The organism is Arthrobacter sp. P1_C12_2, assembly GCF_056406415.1.
Genome location: NZ_JBFUAF010000002.1, coordinates 268739 through 285663 on the forward strand (window position 1 = coordinate 268739; position 16925 = coordinate 285663).

Annotated in this window: 20 protein-coding genes and 2 pseudogenes; 13 read left to right on the forward strand and 9 right to left on the reverse strand. The window is 64.4% G+C overall.

The features are described 5' to 3' along the window. Positions 1–23 precede the first annotated feature (23 nt). Positions 24–1370, reverse strand: a complete 1347-nt coding sequence (locus AC1DZQ_RS03925; protein ID WP_476962261.1) for an ABC transporter substrate-binding protein — start codon at positions 1368–1370, stop codon at positions 24–26. A gap of 270 nt (positions 1371–1640) precedes the next feature. Here AC1DZQ_RS03925 and AC1DZQ_RS03930 point away from each other — a divergent pair, with 270 nt between their 5' ends. From AC1DZQ_RS03930 to AC1DZQ_RS03940, 3 genes are read left to right on the forward strand one after another with little or no spacing between them, the layout of a single operon-like run. Further along, positions 1641–2582: an AraC family transcriptional regulator gene (locus tag AC1DZQ_RS03930; RefSeq protein WP_476962262.1), complete on the forward strand. Its 942-nt coding sequence runs from the start codon at positions 1641–1643 to the stop codon at positions 2580–2582. Positions 2583–2636: 54 nt separating this feature from the next. Further along, complete coding sequence (locus AC1DZQ_RS03935) at positions 2637–3143, forward strand: hypothetical protein (protein ID WP_476962263.1); 507 nt, start codon at positions 2637–2639, stop codon at positions 3141–3143. Between the two features lie 33 nt (positions 3144–3176). Then, entirely contained in the window at positions 3177–3713 is a 537-nt protein-coding gene (locus AC1DZQ_RS03940; RefSeq protein WP_476962264.1) for a dihydrofolate reductase family protein, read from the forward strand. A gap of 18 nt (positions 3714–3731) precedes the next feature. Here AC1DZQ_RS03940 and AC1DZQ_RS03945 read toward each other — a convergent pair whose 3' ends face one another. Continuing rightward, the gene (locus AC1DZQ_RS03945) at positions 3732–4322 is read right to left on the reverse strand and encodes a helix-turn-helix domain-containing protein (protein WP_476962265.1); all 591 of its coding nucleotides are present in this window, start codon (positions 4320–4322) and stop codon (positions 3732–3734) included. 96 nt (positions 4323–4418) lie between these two features. Here AC1DZQ_RS03945 and AC1DZQ_RS03950 point away from each other — a divergent pair, with 96 nt between their 5' ends. Further along, on the forward strand, positions 4419–5111 hold the full coding sequence (locus AC1DZQ_RS03950; protein WP_476962266.1) for a class I SAM-dependent methyltransferase: 693 nt from the start codon (positions 4419–4421) through the stop codon (positions 5109–5111). Positions 5112–5130: 19 nt separating this feature from the next. Here AC1DZQ_RS03950 and AC1DZQ_RS03955 read toward each other — a convergent pair whose 3' ends face one another. After that, a complete protein-coding gene (locus tag AC1DZQ_RS03955; protein ID WP_476962267.1) occupies positions 5131–5478 on the reverse strand; it encodes a hypothetical protein in 348 nt (115 codons plus the stop codon). Between the two features lie 285 nt (positions 5479–5763). Here AC1DZQ_RS03955 and helR point away from each other — a divergent pair. Both helR and AC1DZQ_RS03965 read left to right on the forward strand, forming a co-directional pair. Then, positions 5764–7949, forward strand: a pseudogene (gene helR / locus AC1DZQ_RS03960) (RNA polymerase recycling motor ATPase HelR). A 47-nt stretch (positions 7950–7996) separates the two neighbouring features. Next, a complete protein-coding gene (locus AC1DZQ_RS03965; protein ID WP_476962268.1) occupies positions 7997–8971 on the forward strand; it encodes an SDR family NAD(P)-dependent oxidoreductase in 975 nt (324 codons plus the stop codon). Here the strand turns inward: AC1DZQ_RS03965 and AC1DZQ_RS03970 are convergent. Continuing rightward, positions 8883–9704, reverse strand: a complete 822-nt coding sequence (locus AC1DZQ_RS03970; RefSeq protein WP_476962269.1) for a DUF6226 family protein — start codon at positions 9702–9704, stop codon at positions 8883–8885. The genes AC1DZQ_RS03965 and AC1DZQ_RS03970 overlap by 89 nt on opposite strands. A gap of 535 nt (positions 9705–10239) precedes the next feature. Here AC1DZQ_RS03970 and AC1DZQ_RS03975 point away from each other — a divergent pair. The 3 genes from AC1DZQ_RS03975 to AC1DZQ_RS03985 all read left to right on the forward strand — a co-directional run bounded on the left by AC1DZQ_RS03975 (position 10240) and on the right by AC1DZQ_RS03985 (position 11522). After that, positions 10240–10665: a GNAT family N-acetyltransferase gene (locus tag AC1DZQ_RS03975; protein WP_476962270.1), complete on the forward strand. Its 426-nt coding sequence runs from the start codon at positions 10240–10242 to the stop codon at positions 10663–10665. Positions 10666–10869: 204 nt separating this feature from the next. Then, a complete protein-coding gene (locus tag AC1DZQ_RS03980) occupies positions 10870–11085 on the forward strand; it encodes a hypothetical protein (protein WP_476962271.1) in 216 nt (71 codons plus the stop codon). Between the two features lie 104 nt (positions 11086–11189). Continuing rightward, positions 11190–11522: a TfoX/Sxy family protein gene (locus tag AC1DZQ_RS03985; protein WP_476962272.1), complete on the forward strand. Its 333-nt coding sequence runs from the start codon at positions 11190–11192 to the stop codon at positions 11520–11522. Positions 11523–11689: 167 nt separating this feature from the next. Here the strand turns inward: AC1DZQ_RS03985 and arr are convergent, their stop codons facing one another. The 3 genes and pseudogenes from arr to AC1DZQ_RS04000 all read right to left on the reverse strand — a co-directional run. Next, complete coding sequence (gene arr, locus AC1DZQ_RS03990; protein ID WP_476962273.1) at positions 11690–12118, reverse strand: NAD(+)--rifampin ADP-ribosyltransferase; 429 nt, start codon at positions 12116–12118, stop codon at positions 11690–11692. A gap of 169 nt (positions 12119–12287) precedes the next feature. After that, complete coding sequence (locus tag AC1DZQ_RS03995) at positions 12288–12659, reverse strand: hypothetical protein (RefSeq protein WP_476962417.1); 372 nt, start codon at positions 12657–12659, stop codon at positions 12288–12290. A 78-nt stretch (positions 12660–12737) separates the two neighbouring features. Continuing rightward, positions 12738–12982: pseudogene (locus AC1DZQ_RS04000) on the reverse strand (DDE-type integrase/transposase/recombinase); the annotation flags it as partial. A gap of 235 nt (positions 12983–13217) precedes the next feature. On the opposite strand from AC1DZQ_RS04000, the gene AC1DZQ_RS04005 reads away from it, so the two are divergent. From AC1DZQ_RS04005 to AC1DZQ_RS04020, 4 genes are all read left to right on the forward strand, one after another. Continuing rightward, on the forward strand, positions 13218–13382 hold the full coding sequence (locus AC1DZQ_RS04005) for a hypothetical protein (RefSeq protein ID WP_476962274.1): 165 nt from the start codon (positions 13218–13220) through the stop codon (positions 13380–13382). 606 nt (positions 13383–13988) lie between these two features. Beyond that, positions 13989–14891, forward strand: coding sequence for an amidohydrolase family protein (locus AC1DZQ_RS04010; RefSeq protein ID WP_476962275.1), 903 nt, complete (start codon positions 13989–13991; stop codon positions 14889–14891). Positions 14892–14945: 54 nt separating this feature from the next. After that, positions 14946–15653: an alpha/beta fold hydrolase gene (locus AC1DZQ_RS04015; protein ID WP_476962276.1), complete on the forward strand. Its 708-nt coding sequence runs from the start codon at positions 14946–14948 to the stop codon at positions 15651–15653. Next, complete coding sequence (locus AC1DZQ_RS04020) at positions 15592–15774, forward strand: alpha/beta fold hydrolase (RefSeq protein WP_476962414.1); 183 nt, start codon at positions 15592–15594, stop codon at positions 15772–15774. Before AC1DZQ_RS04015 ends, AC1DZQ_RS04020 begins: the two co-directional genes overlap by 62 nt. Positions 15775–15831: 57 nt before the next feature. Here the strand turns inward: AC1DZQ_RS04020 and AC1DZQ_RS04025 are convergent, their stop codons facing one another. Together AC1DZQ_RS04025 and AC1DZQ_RS04030 are read right to left on the reverse strand one after the other, a co-directional pair. Further along, complete coding sequence (locus tag AC1DZQ_RS04025) at positions 15832–16050, reverse strand: hypothetical protein (RefSeq protein ID WP_476962277.1); 219 nt, start codon at positions 16048–16050, stop codon at positions 15832–15834. Positions 16051–16401: 351 nt separating this feature from the next. After that, on the reverse strand, positions 16402–16890 hold the full coding sequence (locus tag AC1DZQ_RS04030; RefSeq protein WP_476962278.1) for a GNAT family N-acetyltransferase: 489 nt from the start codon (positions 16888–16890) through the stop codon (positions 16402–16404). Between the last annotated feature and the right edge of the window lie 35 nt (positions 16891–16925).

Below are 16925 nucleotides of genomic sequence, written 5' to 3' on the forward strand. Positions count from 1 at the left end.
GTTCTCCTGCGGTTCGGTGGTGATTACTTGTACTTGTCGCCGACTTTTTGGGCGGCTTCCTGGCCCTTGGCCAGTGCGTCTGCGACAGTTCCCTGGCCGACTATGGCGGAGCTGACACCCTGGGAAACCCTGGTGCCGAGGGCCGCGAACTCGGGAATTCCGACAAACTGGATGCCGACAGCCGGCCGAGGCTGGACTCCGGGGTTCTTCGGATCGGCGTTCTCAATGGCAAAGCGTTCGGCCTTGAAGAATGGCGCGGCCTTCTGAAAGTCGGCGTTCTCGTAGGTGGAGATGCGCTTGCCGGACGGGACCTTGGACCAGCCGAGCTTGGATGCGACCAGTTCCTCATACTTCTTCGAACTGGCCCAGGCGATGAACTTACCGGCGGCGTCCCGCTTCTTGGAGGCCGCCTGCATAGCCCAGGACCAGGTCCACAGCCAGCCCGAAGACTTGGTCTCCTTCACCGGGGCCTGGGCATAGCCGATCTTTCCCTTCACCGGGGAGTCCTCGGCTTCCAAAGCACCGGCCGCGGAGGTGGCGTCATACCACATGGCGACCTTGCTCTGGCTCATGTTGGTCAGGCACTCGGTGAACCCGGCCTGGGCGGCCCCCGCTTCACCGTGGTCGCGCACCAGTTTGGTGTAGAAATCAACAGCCGCGGTGAATTCGGGTGCGTCGACCTTCGCGTTCCAGTCCTTGTCGAACCAGGTTCCGCCGAAGGTGTTCACCACCGTGGTCAGCGGCGCGAAGACCTGGCCCCAGCCGGGCTGGCCGCGCAGGCAGATACCCTTCATGCCGGGGACTGCGCCGTCAACCTTGGCGGCAAGATCGGCGACTTGATCCCAGGTGGGCTTCTCCGGCATCGTCAGGCCCTTGGCATCGAAAATGTCCTTCCGGTACATCAGGAAGGACGATTCCCCGTAAAACGGTTCGCCGTACAGCTTGCCGTCCTTGCCCGTCAGCGACGCCGTGTAGGCCGGCAGGATGTCCGCCTGGTTGAACTCGGCATCCTTGGCCACACTGTCCAGAGGCGCCAGCCACCCGTTGGCGGAATAGAACGGAATCTCATAATTGGACAGCGACGCAACGTCGTACAGGCCGGCCTGGCTCGAAAACTCCTGGCTGATCTTGGCGCGGACGTCGTTTTCCGGCAGGACGGTGTAGTTGACCCTGATACCGGTTTCCTTGGTGAAGTTATCAGCGGTGAGCCGCTGCAGGTCCTCCATCTGGGGGTTGTTAACCATCAGGACATTGATGGCGTTCGGGTCGCCAGCGGAATTGCCGCCACCGGCGCCTGCACAGGCCGAGGCGCTGAGTGCCACGCACAGGGCACCTGCCGCCAACGAGGCGACGCGTATTTTTGCGCGCATTAAGGACTCCTTTGTTCTTCAGGGGGTGCGATGCTGCCCAATCCGACTGCTGCGTCGGGTGCGGGGCGGTGAGCGGGACGAGGGGCTCGATGCCGGGTGCCTCGCTGATCTTCCTCAAGATTAGGCTTGTGGCATCGGGCACAACTAGCGTCGTGGTTGCTGGATTCTGATACTAATTTTCCGGGGCGGGCCCCGGCCGGGCGCTACTCTGGGAGGAGGCGACCACGGTGAGGTCCATATTTCATGATCAGAACGCATGGGAGAACCACGATGAGCACGGCGGACCCGACCGACGGCACAGTCCCCATTGATGGCGCAGCGGCCAGACTCGCCGAAAGACTGCTGGGGATGCGGGCCAACCGGGAGGTCATTCCGGAGGACCCCAACCACTCCGTCCGGTGGCACGAGCACGACTACCCCAGCCCGGTGGCCCGCTGGAACTACCATCCCGAATATGAGCTGCACCTGATCCGAAAAGGCACCGGAAAGTTCATCGTGGGAGACCACATCGGCACGTTTGAGGCCGGACACCTGGCGCTGGTGGGTTCAGGGCTGCCGCACGACTGGGTCAGCGACCTGAAGCCCGGAGAAGTCCTCCAAGGCAGGGACGCCCTCATCCAGTTCGACGGAAAATGGGTTGAGCAGGCTGCCTCTATTCTGCCGGAAATGGCCGAGGTCAAACCGCTGCTGGAGCAGTCCTCGCGCGGGATCGAGTTCCTGGGACGATCAGCCAGGGCCGGCGCCGTTTCACTCGAGGCTATGGGAACCTGCACTGGGCTTCAGCGGCTGCATCACCTTTTTGAGCTCCTTACGATTCTTGCGCGCGCACCGCAGGAGGAACGGCGCTACCTCGCCGACGAATGGTTCCGGCCACAGCTGGACGGCCAGGGCGCGGCGGTGGTGGACATAGTCCTCGAGTACGTGTTCAGCAATCACGCCGGCAGCGTCAGGATGTCCGAGGCCGCGGCGCTGGTGGGCATGTCGGAGCCGACATTTTCGAAGTATTTCAAGCGCGCAACCGGCCAGAATTTCAGCGATCTGGTGCGTAAACTTCGTCTGGCCCATGCCCGCCGACTGCTGGAGCGGAGCGACAAATCCATCTCCGACATCTGCTACGAAGTGGGTTTCACCAACCTGTCCAATTTCAACCGGCATTTCCGCAACGACGCCGGCGAGACTCCCCGGGACTATCGTCAGCGGGTTCAGAATTGACCCTGAGGCTGGACTCCATGGCCCGGCGATGGGCATCGGCGGTAGATTGTGGGCATGGGACAGACTTCCTCGGTCCGCCGGGATTTACTCACTGATCGGATCTTGGGCGTGGCGGAGTTCAGCCATGCGCACTGGTTCTTCGGCAATCTCTATGAGGCCCTCGTCAAAGTCCCTCACCGCGTCGCGGCCGCGGAAGCAAGCCGCGAACTCCCCCGCTCGCCCTTTGGAGCGGGCAGCCCCGGCCGCTACTACGCCCCGATCGCCCCGGTCAACGCGCCGGCGGCCATCGCTGCCCTCGTGGCAGGCTGGAATCATGCCGACAGCAGGCCATGGCTGATAGTCGCTGCCGCCGGCTCGACAACCGGTGCGGCCGCCACCGCGTATCTGCTCCGGTCCATCAACCCCGACCTGTTCTTCAGCCCAGAACCGCTCAGCGAGGCGGACCGCAAACCCCTGCTGAAGCGGTGGTACAGGGTCCACGCCCTCAGACTCACAGCCAGCGCTGTTGCCCTGGCTGCCATCCACGAGGCACGAACACTCCGGCTCCGAAGCCGCGGATAACAGCCAAGCGCCACCGACCTGAAGGAGATCTTCATGGGCAAGCTCACTGTCACCGCCTTTACCACCCTGGACAACGTCGCCGAGGAGCCCCAGCTCTGGACGGGCCCGTTCTTCACCGACGCCACCGCGGCCTTCAACGAACAAGTGCTGGCCGCGGCGGACTCGATGCTGCTCGGCCGGGTCACCTATGACGGCTTCGCCGCCTCCTGGCCGTCGCGGTCGGGCGACTTCACCGCCGACAAGTTCAACGCCATGCCGAAGTATGTCGTGTCAACCACCATGGACCACGCGGACTGGAACAACAGCACGATCATCGCCGGCGACGTACCCGGCCGGGTCCGCGCGCTTCGCGAACGGGAGAACGTAATCGTTTGGGGAAGCCCGACGCTCGTCAAGACGCTCATGGCCGAGAATCTGGTCGACGAGTACGTTCTACTCGTCTCCCCCATCGTGCTCGGGAGTGGCAAGAAGATGCTGCCGGAGGACGGAACCCGGCACACGCTGCACATCGTCGAACTTGAACTCCTCGAAGGCGGGATGCTGGCACTCCGGATGGCACCTGAGGCGTGAGCCCGTCAGCTGGTAGGCCTAGTCTTTCAGTTTGGGTGCTGCGCGGACGTGGACGCGCTGACCCTGTTTCCCGATGAGGCTGAGGAATTCGACGGGACCGGCGCTCGTGGCGCCGAACCAGTGCGGGGTTCGGGTATCGAACTCAGCGGCTTCGCCGGGCTTGAGGATGAAGTCGTGTTCACCGAGCACCAGGCGCAACGTGCCGTTGAGGACATAGGCCCAGTCGTAGCCGTCGTGAGTACGCAGCTGGGGTTCCTGCCCATCCTCACCCTTGGGGAGGATGAACTTGTAGGCCTGGATACCCCCCGGCCGGCGCGTGAGAGGCAGGATCGTCGACCCGTCTGCACCGGCGACAGATCGCAAATTCAATCGAGGGTCGCCGGTCGGTGGCGCGTCGACGAGTTCGTCGAGGGTGACCCCATGTACGCGGGCCAGTGGAAGCAACTGCTCGAGGGTGGGCCGCCGCAGGCCTGATTCGAGCCTGGAGAGTGTGCTGGCTGAGATGCCTGTCTGCTCGGCCAGGTCCGCGAGTGTGATGTCCCGGCGGAGCCGGAGGCGCTTGAGGCGAGGCCCTACGGCGTCGAGAGTGTGGTCGAGATCTTGGCTCATGGAGACATTTTGCCATTTGGCAATACGGCTTGCACATCTGCCGGCTGGTGGGGACCATCGAATCTGAAGCGCAAATCAGATCGGAAGGGGTTCGACATGGCCGGGACGGCAGAGACGTCATCAGGGGACTCTGGCGCACGCGACGGTGACGCGATGACGCACAGCTTCGACAAGGACTATTGGGAACAGCACTGGGAACAGGCCCAGCGTGCTGCGCAGGCAGACTCGGGATGGAGTGCCCCGAACCCGCATCTCATCCGTGAAACCAGCGGACTCGCAACGGGTACAGCGCTGGATGCCGGGTGCGGGACAGGGGCAGAAGCAACATGGCTGGCCGCGCACGGCTGGCAGGTCACCGGCGCCGACATCTCCGGTGCTGCTCTCGCTCAAGCAGCCGAGCGTGCCGAACGGCAGTCCGTGTCCGGCAGGGTGACCTGGGTCGAGGCGGACCTGACGTCCTGGGCGCCGGGAGGTCGGTTCGACCTTGTGACCACCAACTACGCGCACCCCGCGATGCCGCAGCTGGCTTTCTACGAACGCATCTCGGAATGGGTAGCCCCAGGCGGCACACTGTTGATCATCGGGCACCTCCACCGCCTCGCCTCCCCGGGCCACGGGCATCACCCTCCCCCCGCGGCGACTGTCACCCTCGCGGACGTCACCGGGAGCCTCGACACTGCCGCATGGAGCATCACGAGTGCCGAGGAGACCACGCGGACAGTCCTCGGACCCGGTGACCGGACCTTCCCGCTGCACGACGTCGTCGTACGGGCCACCCGACGCAGCTGACCTAACCTCCTCCCGCGCGCTACTCCCCCGATCCCGCCCTGTCCGGCAGGCTGGCATCGACCGGGAAGGTCATGAACGCCGGCGTCTCATATGGATGCACGGACAGCGCTGCGTCGACGACGGCGTTTCGCCGGGAACACGGAAAGATTGCCTCAATCCGGGTTTCCGGCACCTCCTCAGGGGAATCGACGGCGCCGACGGCCGGGCTCGCGCCCGGCAGCGGGGTAAAGCGCCCGGTGCCGTCGAGGCTGAACGAGCAGTGCGAGTAGTTGCCCAGCCTGCCCGCCCCGGCGTCGCCAATGGCCTGCCGGACCGCGGGCGCAGCGTCAGTGGGGACGTAGATGACCAGACACTCCATTGGCTCCATGGCAGAAGTCTGCCACGGAGCACAGACGAGTATTGGGGCCAGGCGCCGGCGGCGGTAGAAGGGAATGGAGGCGGCACATTCCCCCTCACTTTTAATCTATAGGGCACCGGGGGGCTTGCCGCAAGCCCCGGGTCGGGCCGCAGAATTGGGAGCCAAGGCCGGAAGTTTCGGGACGGGACTAGCGACACGTGGATGTCGCCGTCGAGCGGCCCACCGGGACCGCCGTGCCCGCCGCGCGAGGCGCTCTCCGGCTCCCCGCCGCATCGCCAGAAAGGAATTGATGACGTGCCCCTGACAACCAGCGCGTTCAACCTTCCCGACCACCTCACGCCCAAGGCCAACCCGACGCTGATCGCCCACGACGAGCAGCACTTCGTGGCCATCGCGGAGAGCCTCGAGCAGTCGATCGCCGACCTCTCCGACCGTCTCGATGCCGTGCGCCGGGCCCCCGTCCGCTTAGGCCAGGAGGCGCTGGAGAAGGACGTGGAGATCCGCCGGCTGACCGCCCGCCTGCGCGCCCTGCGCCGCTTCGGTTTGGACCTGTGCCTCGGGCACATCGTCAGCGCCGACAACGCCGAACCCATATACATCGGACGGCTTGGCCTCACGGACAGCGCGGGACGCCGGCTGCTCATCGACTGGCGCTCCGCCGCCGCTGAGCCGTTCTTCGGAGCTACCCACGCCAACCCGATGGGTCTGGCAAGGCGCCGCAGGTACCGCTGGGCCCGCGGTCGGATCACCGACTACTGGGACGAGGTCTTCACCCCGGACGGCTCTGTTGGGGACGACGCCCTCGAGGACCTGTCCGCCTTCATCGCCAGCCTGGGCAGCAGCCGGTCTGCCCGGATGCGGGACGTGCTCGCCACCATCCAGGCCGACCAGGACGCCATCATCCGCGCGTCCTCACGTGGTGCTCTCGTCGTCGACGGCGGTCCGGGGACGGGGAAAACCGTCGTCGCCCTGCACCGCTCGGCCTACCTCCTGTACTCCGACCCCCGCCTTGGTCACCGTGGTGCGCACAGCACAAGCAGCGTGCTGTTCATCGGTCCGCACCGGCCCTACCTGGCCTACGTCGCCGACGTCCTGCCCAGTCTCGGCGAGGAGGGCGTGCTGACCTGCACCCTGCGGGACCTCGTCCCGGAGGGAGCCACAGCGGCGACCGAGACCGAACCGACGGTGGCAGCCCTGAAGTCGTCCGCGGACATGGTGAAGGCGATCGAGCCAGCCGTCAGGTTTTACGAGGAGCCGCCCTCCAAGGGGCTGGAGGTCGGGACGCCGTACGCCGACATCTGGCTCAGCGCCGACGAGTGGGCCCGGGCGTTCGAGTCACCGGCCCCAGGCACGCCGCACAACGAGGCCCGGTACGAAGTCTGGGAGGAGCTGCTCACTATCCTCGTGGACAAGCACGACGGCGATCATGTCCCCGACGGCTTGCTCCGCCGGGCGTTGGCGCAGAACGCTGAGTTGGTCGATGCGTTCAGCAGGGCGTGGCCGCTGCTCGACTACACCGACCTGGTCAGCGACCTCTGGACGGTGTCCGCCTACCTGCGCCTGTGCGCCCCCTGGCTCAGCCCGACGAGGTCGCGAAACTGCAGCGCCGGGACCCCAAAGCCTGGACCGCGTCCGACCTGCCGCTCCTCGACGCGGCCCGGCAGCGACTCGGCGACCCCGACGTGTCACGGCGTAAGCGCCGGCACGAGTCCGCCGCGGCCGCCGAGCGGGAGCTCATGGACCGGGTGGTCGAGGACCTGATCGCGGGCGACGACTCCGAACTGATGGTGATGTCGATGCTGCGCGGGCAGGACATGCAGGACAAGCTGGTCGACGACGGAGCCGTGCCGAGCGCCGACCCGGACCAGCTCGCCGGCCCGTTCGCACACGTCGTCGTGGACGAGGCACAGGAACTGACCGACGCCGAGTGGCAGATGCTGCTGCTCCGCTGCCCGTCCCGCAGCTTCACCGTCGTCGGGGACCGCTCCCAGGCCAGGCACGGGTTCGCGGAGTCCTGGCTGGAACGCCTCGAGCGGGTCGGCCTGGCCAACGTAAAGCTGGCGGGCCTCAGCATCAACTACCGGACGCCGGAGGAGGTCATGGCGGAAGCCGAACCGGTGATCAGGGCCGTGCTCCCGGATGCCAACGTGCCGACGTCGATCCGCGGCAGCGGCCTCCCCGTCGTCCACGGATCCACGTCGGAGCTGGGCTCGATTCTGGAGACCTGGCTCGCCGCGCATGCCGACGGGACCGCCTGCGTCATTGGCACGACCGACGTCGACAACGGCCCGCTCCAGGCGACGCCCCGCGTCAGGTCGCTGGCCCCGGAGCTGTCGAAGGGTCTCGAGTTCGACCTGGTGGTCCTCGTCGACCCTGACGCGTTCGGCACGGGCATCGAWGGGGCGGTCGACCGGTATGTCGCGATGACCCGGGCGACCCAGCAACTCGTCATCCTCACCCCTGACGTCGGCCCAAAATGACCAGCGAACGCGAACTTACTGAGGCGCCAACGGGAAACGTTGCGCTAGTGACCGGTGCGAGCCGGGGCGTCGGCCGGGGCATCGCCCTTGGCCTCCTGGCCGGGGGGTTCCGGGTTTACGGCTCGGGCCGCTCGATCGATCAGGCGGACCTGCCGCGGGAGATACGACGACTGCGCTGCGACCATCTCAAAGACGAAGAGACGGCGCGCGTCTTTGAAACGATCCGGTCCGAGTGCGGCGGCCTCGACCTGCTCGTCAATTGCGCCTGGGGCGGCTACGAGAACATGGTCGAAGGTGGCGCGTTCACGTGGCCCGCGCCGTTTTGGGAACAGCCGCCGCATCGCTGGACCGGCATGATGGACGCAGGCGTGCGCGCGGCCTTTGTGTGCTCGGCGCACGCGGCACGCATGATGACCCCGCGGCACCACGGCGTCATCGTCAACATCAGCTTCTGGTCGGCGCAGCGCCACCTCGGCAACACGATATACGGCATCGCCAAAGCGGCGACAGACAAGATGACGTCCGATATGGCCGTCGAGCTGAAACCGTTCGCCATTCCGGTAATCTCGCTCTACCCCGGGCTGGTTCGAACCGAGGCGGTCCTGGCCGCGGCGAAAAGTGGCGCGTTCGATCTCTCGACCAGCGAGAGCCCCGAGTTCATCGGCCGCGTGATCAACGCGCTATTCCACGATCCGAACCCGATGGCGCGGACCGGTCAGGTGCTTGTCGCCGCCGCGGTTGCGAAGGAGCTCGGCGTATTGGACATCGACGGAACTTCGCCGCCCGCGGTTACCCTTGCCGACATCGGTTTGGAGGGGTACGCCCCGGAGGCAGGGACACCCCGGGGCCCGCTCCACGTGCGGCAGGCAGGCGATCAGCGCAGCGAGGTGCCGTCGCGAGACGAACCGGAACCCGGCCTGATACCGCCGTCGCTCACTGTCCTGCGCGCAGCGGCCAGGGACTCCACGCGCCCGCTACATCCCGTAGACGGATCTCAGCGTCGTGGAGTCGGGCGGCGCTGACGGGGCCGGGTTCGCCTTGTCCGCTTTCAGATCCGAAGCCGTCGAACGCGGTCACTGCGTATTCGCTCCACCGCCGCCTACCAACCGGGTAGCGTTCGCTGTATCCTCCGGCCGCGACCGCGAGCACCAGCAACTCCAATCGTTCCGCCGCACTCTCCGCCGTTTCGTCGCAGGCATCGCAGCCGCATACCGGAAACGGGAAGTCATGGAGCACACCGGCGTGCACAATGAGTCCCGGGTACCCGGTCAGCACAAACGTCAGGGGCGCCGTTCCGGACCGCCACGGGGTGACCTTAACGGCTTGCAGCACGTCTTGAGCCTCCATCACCAGTTCCCCGGCATGCAGCGGATCCTCATGGACGTCGACGTCGTAAACGGCCGTGAGATGATCGATGAGAGCCCGGGCGACGATGTGAAGCCCGGCGAAACGCTCCGGATGGCTGTCTACGCTGTAGGAATCTGCGTCGGGACCGTCTTCGCCCCATTGTCGGCCATATGGAATGGGCTCCCCCTCCCGGGAATAGTAGGTGGTAGGCGGCAGGTGGGGCCGGACATAGCGGGGCTGTCCGGCAGCCCGGGCTACCGGAAGGGGCTGCATTGCCGCGGACTCGTCCGGCTCTTCCCGGGCCCAGTCCGACAGCATAGAAGCGAGCCCGTGCACCGATTCGTCGTCCGCGCTGCGGACAGCGTCGAGTAGGCCATCAATCTCGAACTGCCTCTCCCGGTTCCCCACCGTGGGAGAGGCTCCTTGGTATGCGTACCACTGTGCATCCGGCCTCAGTCGGGCGATAGTATTCCCGGCGAATGCGGCCGCCGCGGCCCTGAGAGTGCTGCTGCTTTCAATCTGGGAGCCGAACATGCGCAGGAACCAAATGAGCCGCCCGGAGTCCGAGGCCAGTTCTTCGGCCCGCACTCCCTGTCCGGCACAGAATTCAACGAACGGTCCATAGCCCCCGATGTGCTGGACGACCGCCGCAGGGCCGTCGTCTTGCTGGTATAGCGCTCTGCCGCGTGCCACGGGCGCCGGTAATGCGCTCGGCTTCCCTTCGAACATTTCCCCTGTTGTCCCCATAGCGCGATCCTAATCCGAGGAGCCGCTAATCGCTTTCGTACGTTTCCTGCGCCCTCTGCTGAGAATGGGGGCCAAATCGCAGCCGGCTGACATATTTTGGCGAACAGATAGCGCGGTGCCGACCTGGTGACCCGTCCCGCTCCCGACGTACGCGGTGGTCATGAAGAAAACGGCAGGGCCATGCAACACTGGTCCGATGTCGGCGTTTAGCATCTTCACTTCCAGCGAGTTTTCCGATGACGAAGTTCTGGCGTTGTACGAATCTGTGGGGTGGGCCGCCTATACCCGGGATCCAGAACTGCTCACAAGGGCGATCCGAAGTTCCTCGTTTGTCGTGACGGCCCGGGCTGAGGATGGTGAGCTTGTTGGCCTCGCGCGGGTCGTGTCCGATGATGCGACCATCTGCTACCTACAGGACATCCTCGTACGGCCGTCCTTCCAAGGCGCCGGAGTAGGGCGGGCTATGGTTGAGCACGTCACGGCGAGATACGCGCATGTCCGGCAAACAGTGCTCATCACTGACAATGAACCAGGGCAACGCGCCTTCTACGAGGCCATGGGTTTTACCGAGGGGTTGAACTTCGCTCCGGAACCCGTGCGCGTCTTCGCACTATTCCGGTAACCCGGGAGTTTCAGAGCGGAGTGACCGCTATTTCGCAGGGCATTTCGCTGACCAGATACAGCAGGGGGTCCGTACTACCTGCATTCCTACGGCCGCTTCGGCAACAGCCCCGGCGGTCTGACCGTCCCTCTGCTGTTGACCTTCGTCTGGTCTCTCGCGGGCACAGCCCTTCTGATAGCCCGACGCCGCGGAGGTTTCACCCTCATGGTGTCGTTCCTGGTGATCGAGACGCTTTTCTACCTCGTGCACAACCTCTCCGGCGCCGCGGAGCGGGATCTTCCCGGCGACGACTTCGTCCTCCTCGTCGCATCTCTTCTGGGCTACCTCAATGCTCTGGGAGCGGTCCTGTTCCTTGCATGGCTACTGCCGATCCGCCGAAGGACCCGGAGGCGGGGCCGCCGAACCGCCAAGAGACCCTGAATCGACGCACCTGGCCGATCAGGGGCACTTCTCCCCCGTCAAGACAGCCCATGGGTCCGGGCAAGGTGTTGTTCGCGGAGCTCCCGCGGGGCAGGATGTTGCCCATGCTTGCTGAGGAGCGTTTCGCGACGCTGATCGACGAATTCACCGCCAGCCCGGGGGTCACCGTGCCGGGCGAATCTGGACGGCGCGGATTCGGTTCCTCCGCGTTGAAAGTCAACGGCTCGATCTTCGCGATGATCTCCGGCGGCACACTGGTCGTGAAACTGCCCCGCGATCGGGTCGAACGACTGATCGAGGCCGGAGCCGGCACACCGTTCGACGCCGGCAAGGGCCGCCCGATGAAAGAGTGGCTATGCGTCCCGCCCGAGGACGAGGAGTCGTGGCTCGCCCTGGCGCGTGAGGCCTTTGCCTTCGTGGGCTCCGCCCACCATTAACCACCAGGTCAGGCCGCCGAAGGCGAGGCCGCCCACAGGATCTGTACGAACGGCCCGCGGCCCCCGCCCCACACGACCGAGCTCCGCGGCATCGCCCACGCATCGTCCCGCGCGGCTGGGGCGGCGCCCTTCGCTGCCATAATCCACGAAGGATTTCGAGGACGCTGCTAGTCGTAGATGACCGCGAGGCCCCGGCGTTTTAGGTCGGCGAGGCCCTCTCGCATGGCCTGCAACTGGTCGGGCGAGTGTCCTATCCAATCCACGAGTTCACCGACGACCTCCACCGGCTCTCGGGTGCGGTAAGACCAGGTCGGGTTGCCGGGGAACTTCTTATCCGTCACGTTGGGCTCGTCTTCGAGGGTGCCCGTCGGTTCCACGATGTAGATCCGTCCACGGCCTTCCCCTGCGGCGAGTTCAGCCCCCCACGTTGCGGCATCCAAGGTTGCCGTCACGTAGACGTGATTCGCTGTCCTGCCTTCTTCAAAGTTCGAGCCGTGTCCGGGCAACAACAGGTCCCCCACCGCCAGATCCGCCTTGGTCCCGTGAAACAGGGCCCCTGACTCGTGGACTTCGAACGGTTTGGGCTCCTTCGTCATGCGCACCCCCTAAGAGTTCGATTCGGAATTTTAGGCCAGGCGACCCTTTGCGGTGTGAGCCGCAGACTTATCTGGCTCGTTTTCGCAGCATTATTTGGCATGGCCCGCCGATCCCCGCGCGTCCGGTGAGCGGGTGGGCTTGCGGTCAGCATTTCGCTCGGACGACGCCTCAGGAGCAAGTTCTAAGGAAGCTCGTGGCACCAGGCCGTTCGTGGAAGGTCACGGTGTGGCCGTTGTCGTCATGGAAGACCGCCTGTGAGCCTGCCACGGTGATGGTGCCCGACTGGTAGGGGTTGCCCCAGCCTGCAGGCGGATTGCCGTGCCCGTCGTCCAGCGGCTGGTCGGCGGCGAAGAAGGTGTCCTGCACCTGTGCCTCGTAGATGCCACAGTGCGTGAGGAGAGCGAACGGGACACCCGAGACGGCGGTGGCTGTCGGGCTTGTCGGGACGTTGCCCTGCGGCGCTGCCGGCGCCGCGCATCCGCTCAACACCGCCAAGGCGGTAGCCGCAGCCGCGATGCCTCGAACGTATCGAGTTGTCATGCGCCAAGCATCCCTGCCGACAACTGCGCGGTCAAGAACCTGGGATCCAGACAAAGATAGTATGGCCGACCACCTGCAGAGCGAAAAGAACAACTCCATGGCGGCGTTATCGGCACGTGCCGACCCGTCCCGTCGATCCGGTGAGCCCGTTGCCCTTCAACGTCCGCACGAAGGCGTTGGAGCGGAATTGGGAGCCGCTGTCACTATGGATCACGGTTGCTTCCGGCTCCCGAAGGGCTATCGCGTTGTGCAGGGCCGAAACGGCCAGTGTCGCTTTCATCCGGTAGCCGATGGAGTGTAGCCACGATCCGGTTGGAATAGACGCCTCCCGCAAGAACGCCTACAACTCCGTCGACCACGCATGCCGACACTGACACCGGAACCATCATCCAAACCGGCTCCGAGTAACCGCCTTTACCCAAAGCCTCAGCAAGCTCATCGGCCCAGAAGCGGAACAAGTTCGCCCCAATCAGCTGCGTCGAGGTCAAGAACGGCGGTGGTCCATGGGAGCGTGTACTCATGAATCGACGCGCAATAGGGCTAGGGATCATTTTCTTCGTGCTCTATTTTGTAATCGGACTCTTCGTGGGCGGATTTGCCCTGCTGTGGGGCACCGACTACCAGTGGTGGGCTTTCGTCCTGCTGATCCTGGTCCCGGCGCTCGTGTCTTGGGCCACTCTCACCCTGCTGGAAGGCCGACGGCGTAAGACCCCGCCTGCGTAGCCGGAGCACGAACGACTTCTCCTTCATGGACAAGGTGCGCGAATATGACGCAGCGGAGATCGATGCCAAATCAAGCCTTGACCCATACGGATACCATTGGCTGCGATCCATCGTTCATCCACCTCAGATGGCAGTTACTCCGATCAACCGCAACGAGGCGTCCGAGCCAAAGATCCGTCCCAGGGGAGTGGCGTCACCACCTCCAAGTGCCGAAAAGACCACCCGAAAAATGGTCGCTATTGATGTTCTCGGCAGCACCTCTTCACAACCAGGGGACCTAGGCCCAAACGTTGCTTTCACTACATAGACCGCGGAAATGAGTCACGAGGCACCGTTGACCGGGCAACCGACAGCCTCCTTGGAGTCCCATAGACGGTCATTTGTGAATCGCCGGTCAGATGCCTTCAGCTCCCGATCATCGGGCAACGTGCGGGCGGCGCGAACGGGCAGCCCGCCGGCGCTAAGTCATGGCCCTAGGGCTGCAGTGTGGGTGCGCCCCTCAAGCTGACCGGCTTACGGGCGCCTGAAGTGCAATTCTGATTGATGGCGACGGAGCTTGCGTATCAGCTGATATCCAGGGATGTAGAGTCGCAGCGTGGACGGAGCATGAAAGTCACGGGGCCTCTTGATGACAATGAGATACCGGAGTATCTGCACGCGTTGGGTGTGCCGGGTTTGGCGGATATACATGTCCATTTCCTCCCGGAACCGATGATGCGCAAGGTCTGGGCGTACTTTGACCGTGCAGAGGAAAACTATGGGCGGCCGTGGCCGATCCAATACCGCACTGATGAGCAGTCTCGGGTGGCACGCTTGCGCGACTTCGGGCTGAAAGCGATCCCGGCGTTGTCTTATGCGCATAAGCCTGGCATGGCCCGGTGGCTTAATGAATGGAGTCTGGACTTCGCGCGGCGCGTTCCGGACGCGTTGCACTGTGCCACCTTCTATCCCGAGCCCGGTGTGGGCCAGTATGTACGCGAGGCCTTGGCCAGCGGCGCCCGACTGTTCAAGGTCCACGTCAAAGTCGGTGGGTTCGCTCCCGAGAGTCCGCTCCTTGACGAGGCTTGGGAAGCGCTCGAGGCGTCGGCCGTCCCGGTCGTGATCCATGCCGGTTCGGCTCCACTGGCTGGGGCCTTCACCGGACCTGAACACGTTGGTCGCCTGCTGGCCAAGTTTCCTGGATTGGTGCTGGTTATCGCGCACATGGGCATGCCGGAGTACGACGCCTTCGCAGACCTTGCCGTGGACTATCCCAGGGTCTTTCTCGACACCACCATGGTGGGCACGGATTTCACTAACAGATTCGCCCCCATGCCTGAGAGCTATCTGGACCGTCTTTCCGGGCTGCAGGACCGCATCATCCTCGGTTCCGATTTCCCGAACATCCCCTACGCCTACGCCCACCAGCTCGAGGCCCTGGACCGGCTGGGTCTCGGCGATGACTGGCTGCGCGCCGTCCTCTGGGAAAACGGCGCCCGCCTCCTTGACCTGCCGGGGCTCCGCCTCTGATCAGGGTGGGTTCCGTGCATCCTTCGCGTGATCTGTGCTCAGATGGAACCGATCATGATCCACATCGAAGAGGGAGTTAGAGGGTTGCCCGCAGAATTTGTCTGTCAGACCAGGGACGGCTTTGACCTGGCAGCCCAGGTGGGCGGTGCTGCCGGTTCGCCTGCCCTTTTGCTGCTGCAGGGACAAGCGAATTCCCATACCTGGTGGAATGGCCTTCGAAGCGCCTTTGAGTCGGAGTTCCAGACCATCACGATGGATTACCGAGGAACCGGTTCGAGCCGCGGCCCCGTCACTCCGTGGACGACGGAGAGTTTCGCGGCCGATGCTGTGGAAATTCTCGATAGCGCCGGCATCTCCACTGCCTACGTGTATGGAACCTCAATGGGCGGGCGGGTCGCCCAAATGATCGCGGCACATTACCCGGACCGGGTGACTGCCATGGTCCTGGCATGCACGACACCCGGCGGGGCGAACGCTGTCGGCCGTGCCCAGGAGGTCACTGCACAACTCGCCCGGGCCTCTGAAGCTGAGCGGCTCAGCGTTTTGCATGACCTGTTCTACACCGCGGCCTGGCCTCATCCGCCCGAGGACAGTTCCCTGCTCGGTGATGCTTCGATGACTTCGCAGGAGCAGGCAGCACCGCAAAGCGAGCAGGCACCACGATGCCGGGGCCCTGCTGCCCTCGATCACTGCCCCGACGCTGGTCCTGCATGGGGAGGACGATCTGATGACGCCGGCGCAGAACGCCCGTCTGCTCTCTGACCGGATTCCCGGAGCTCGCCTGCAGGTCTATCCCGGAAGCAGGCATGGATTCTTTGAGGAGTTCGCACAGCAGGTCACCCCAACCGTGATCGACTTTTTTGTGGCAACACCCGCCAACTGAACTCTTACGATCCCGCCGGCCAACTGGCCCAGTCCCGCGAAAGCTCCGTTGCCTGGTTTAGCGGGATGAGCGGGGAGAAATCTGTTGAGTGCCGTGGTCCAGGTGACGGCGGACGGCGTCCTCCCCGTCGGCCTGGATCTGCCGCAGGTAGTCCCTGTGGTCGTTGGCTACTTCTTCGGCCGAATAGGTCGGGCGCAGGTTGACCAGCAGCGGCAGCATCTCTGAATCAAGGCGTGCATAAGCTTCCTGGAGCCGGGGGCTGTCCGCAGTGGCCACAATGGCCCGGTGGACCAGGCTCCAAGCCGGTGCACCGCCCCAGGCCGGCCGAGTCCCCCCGTTGCGTGCCGGCAGAGAAGTGCTTCACCGCCGACGGCGGCTGCCGCCGTCACGTTTGAACTTGAACAAACCTCCGCATATCGTTGTGGGAGGCGCCCCGATGCATCCCCCAATAGCATCGGGGCGCCCCCATGTGCCGAGGCTTGGAGCGCGTCGATCGTTTCTTAGTAAGAATCGGTCAGCAAGGATCTAGTTTCATATGCTGCGGGTTTGGTCGATGCCGCCCGCGGAGGCTTCCCCTATGCCATTGACCGGTGCCAGAACAGCGCCACTTAGGATGAGACTCACAGCTCAGAGGGAAAGTTTGAAGCCCAGGTGCGACGCTTCGAAGCCAAGCCGCTCATAGAACCGGTGCGCTGCGGCCCTGGACTCGTCTGACGTGAGCTGAACCAGTTTTGCGCCACGTCGGCGCCCTTCTGCGATCGCCCACGTGATCATCGCCCCTCCAAGGCCGTTGCTCCGAAGGTTGGACCGGACGCGCACTGCTTCGATCTGCAGTCGTGTAGCTCCGCCTCGTGCGAGTCCGGGAATGAATGACAGTTGCATGGTCGCAACCACCTCATTTTCGGTCGAAACAACAGCGACAAGAAGCTGGGCTGGGTCGGCATCGATTGCCTGAAAAGCAAGATCGTAGGGATGCCGGTGCTCGATTGCAATCGAGTCGACAGAGGCTCTGAGCTGGTCGGCAGCCAGAAGCCCAACGATCGAAGCCACATCGGATGATTCGGCTTTCCTTATGGTGAATTGGCCACTGGGCAGTTCCAGTTCAGCGAGAGTCATTTCCCCAGTATTCCAGCCATCGCGAATCGGACAGG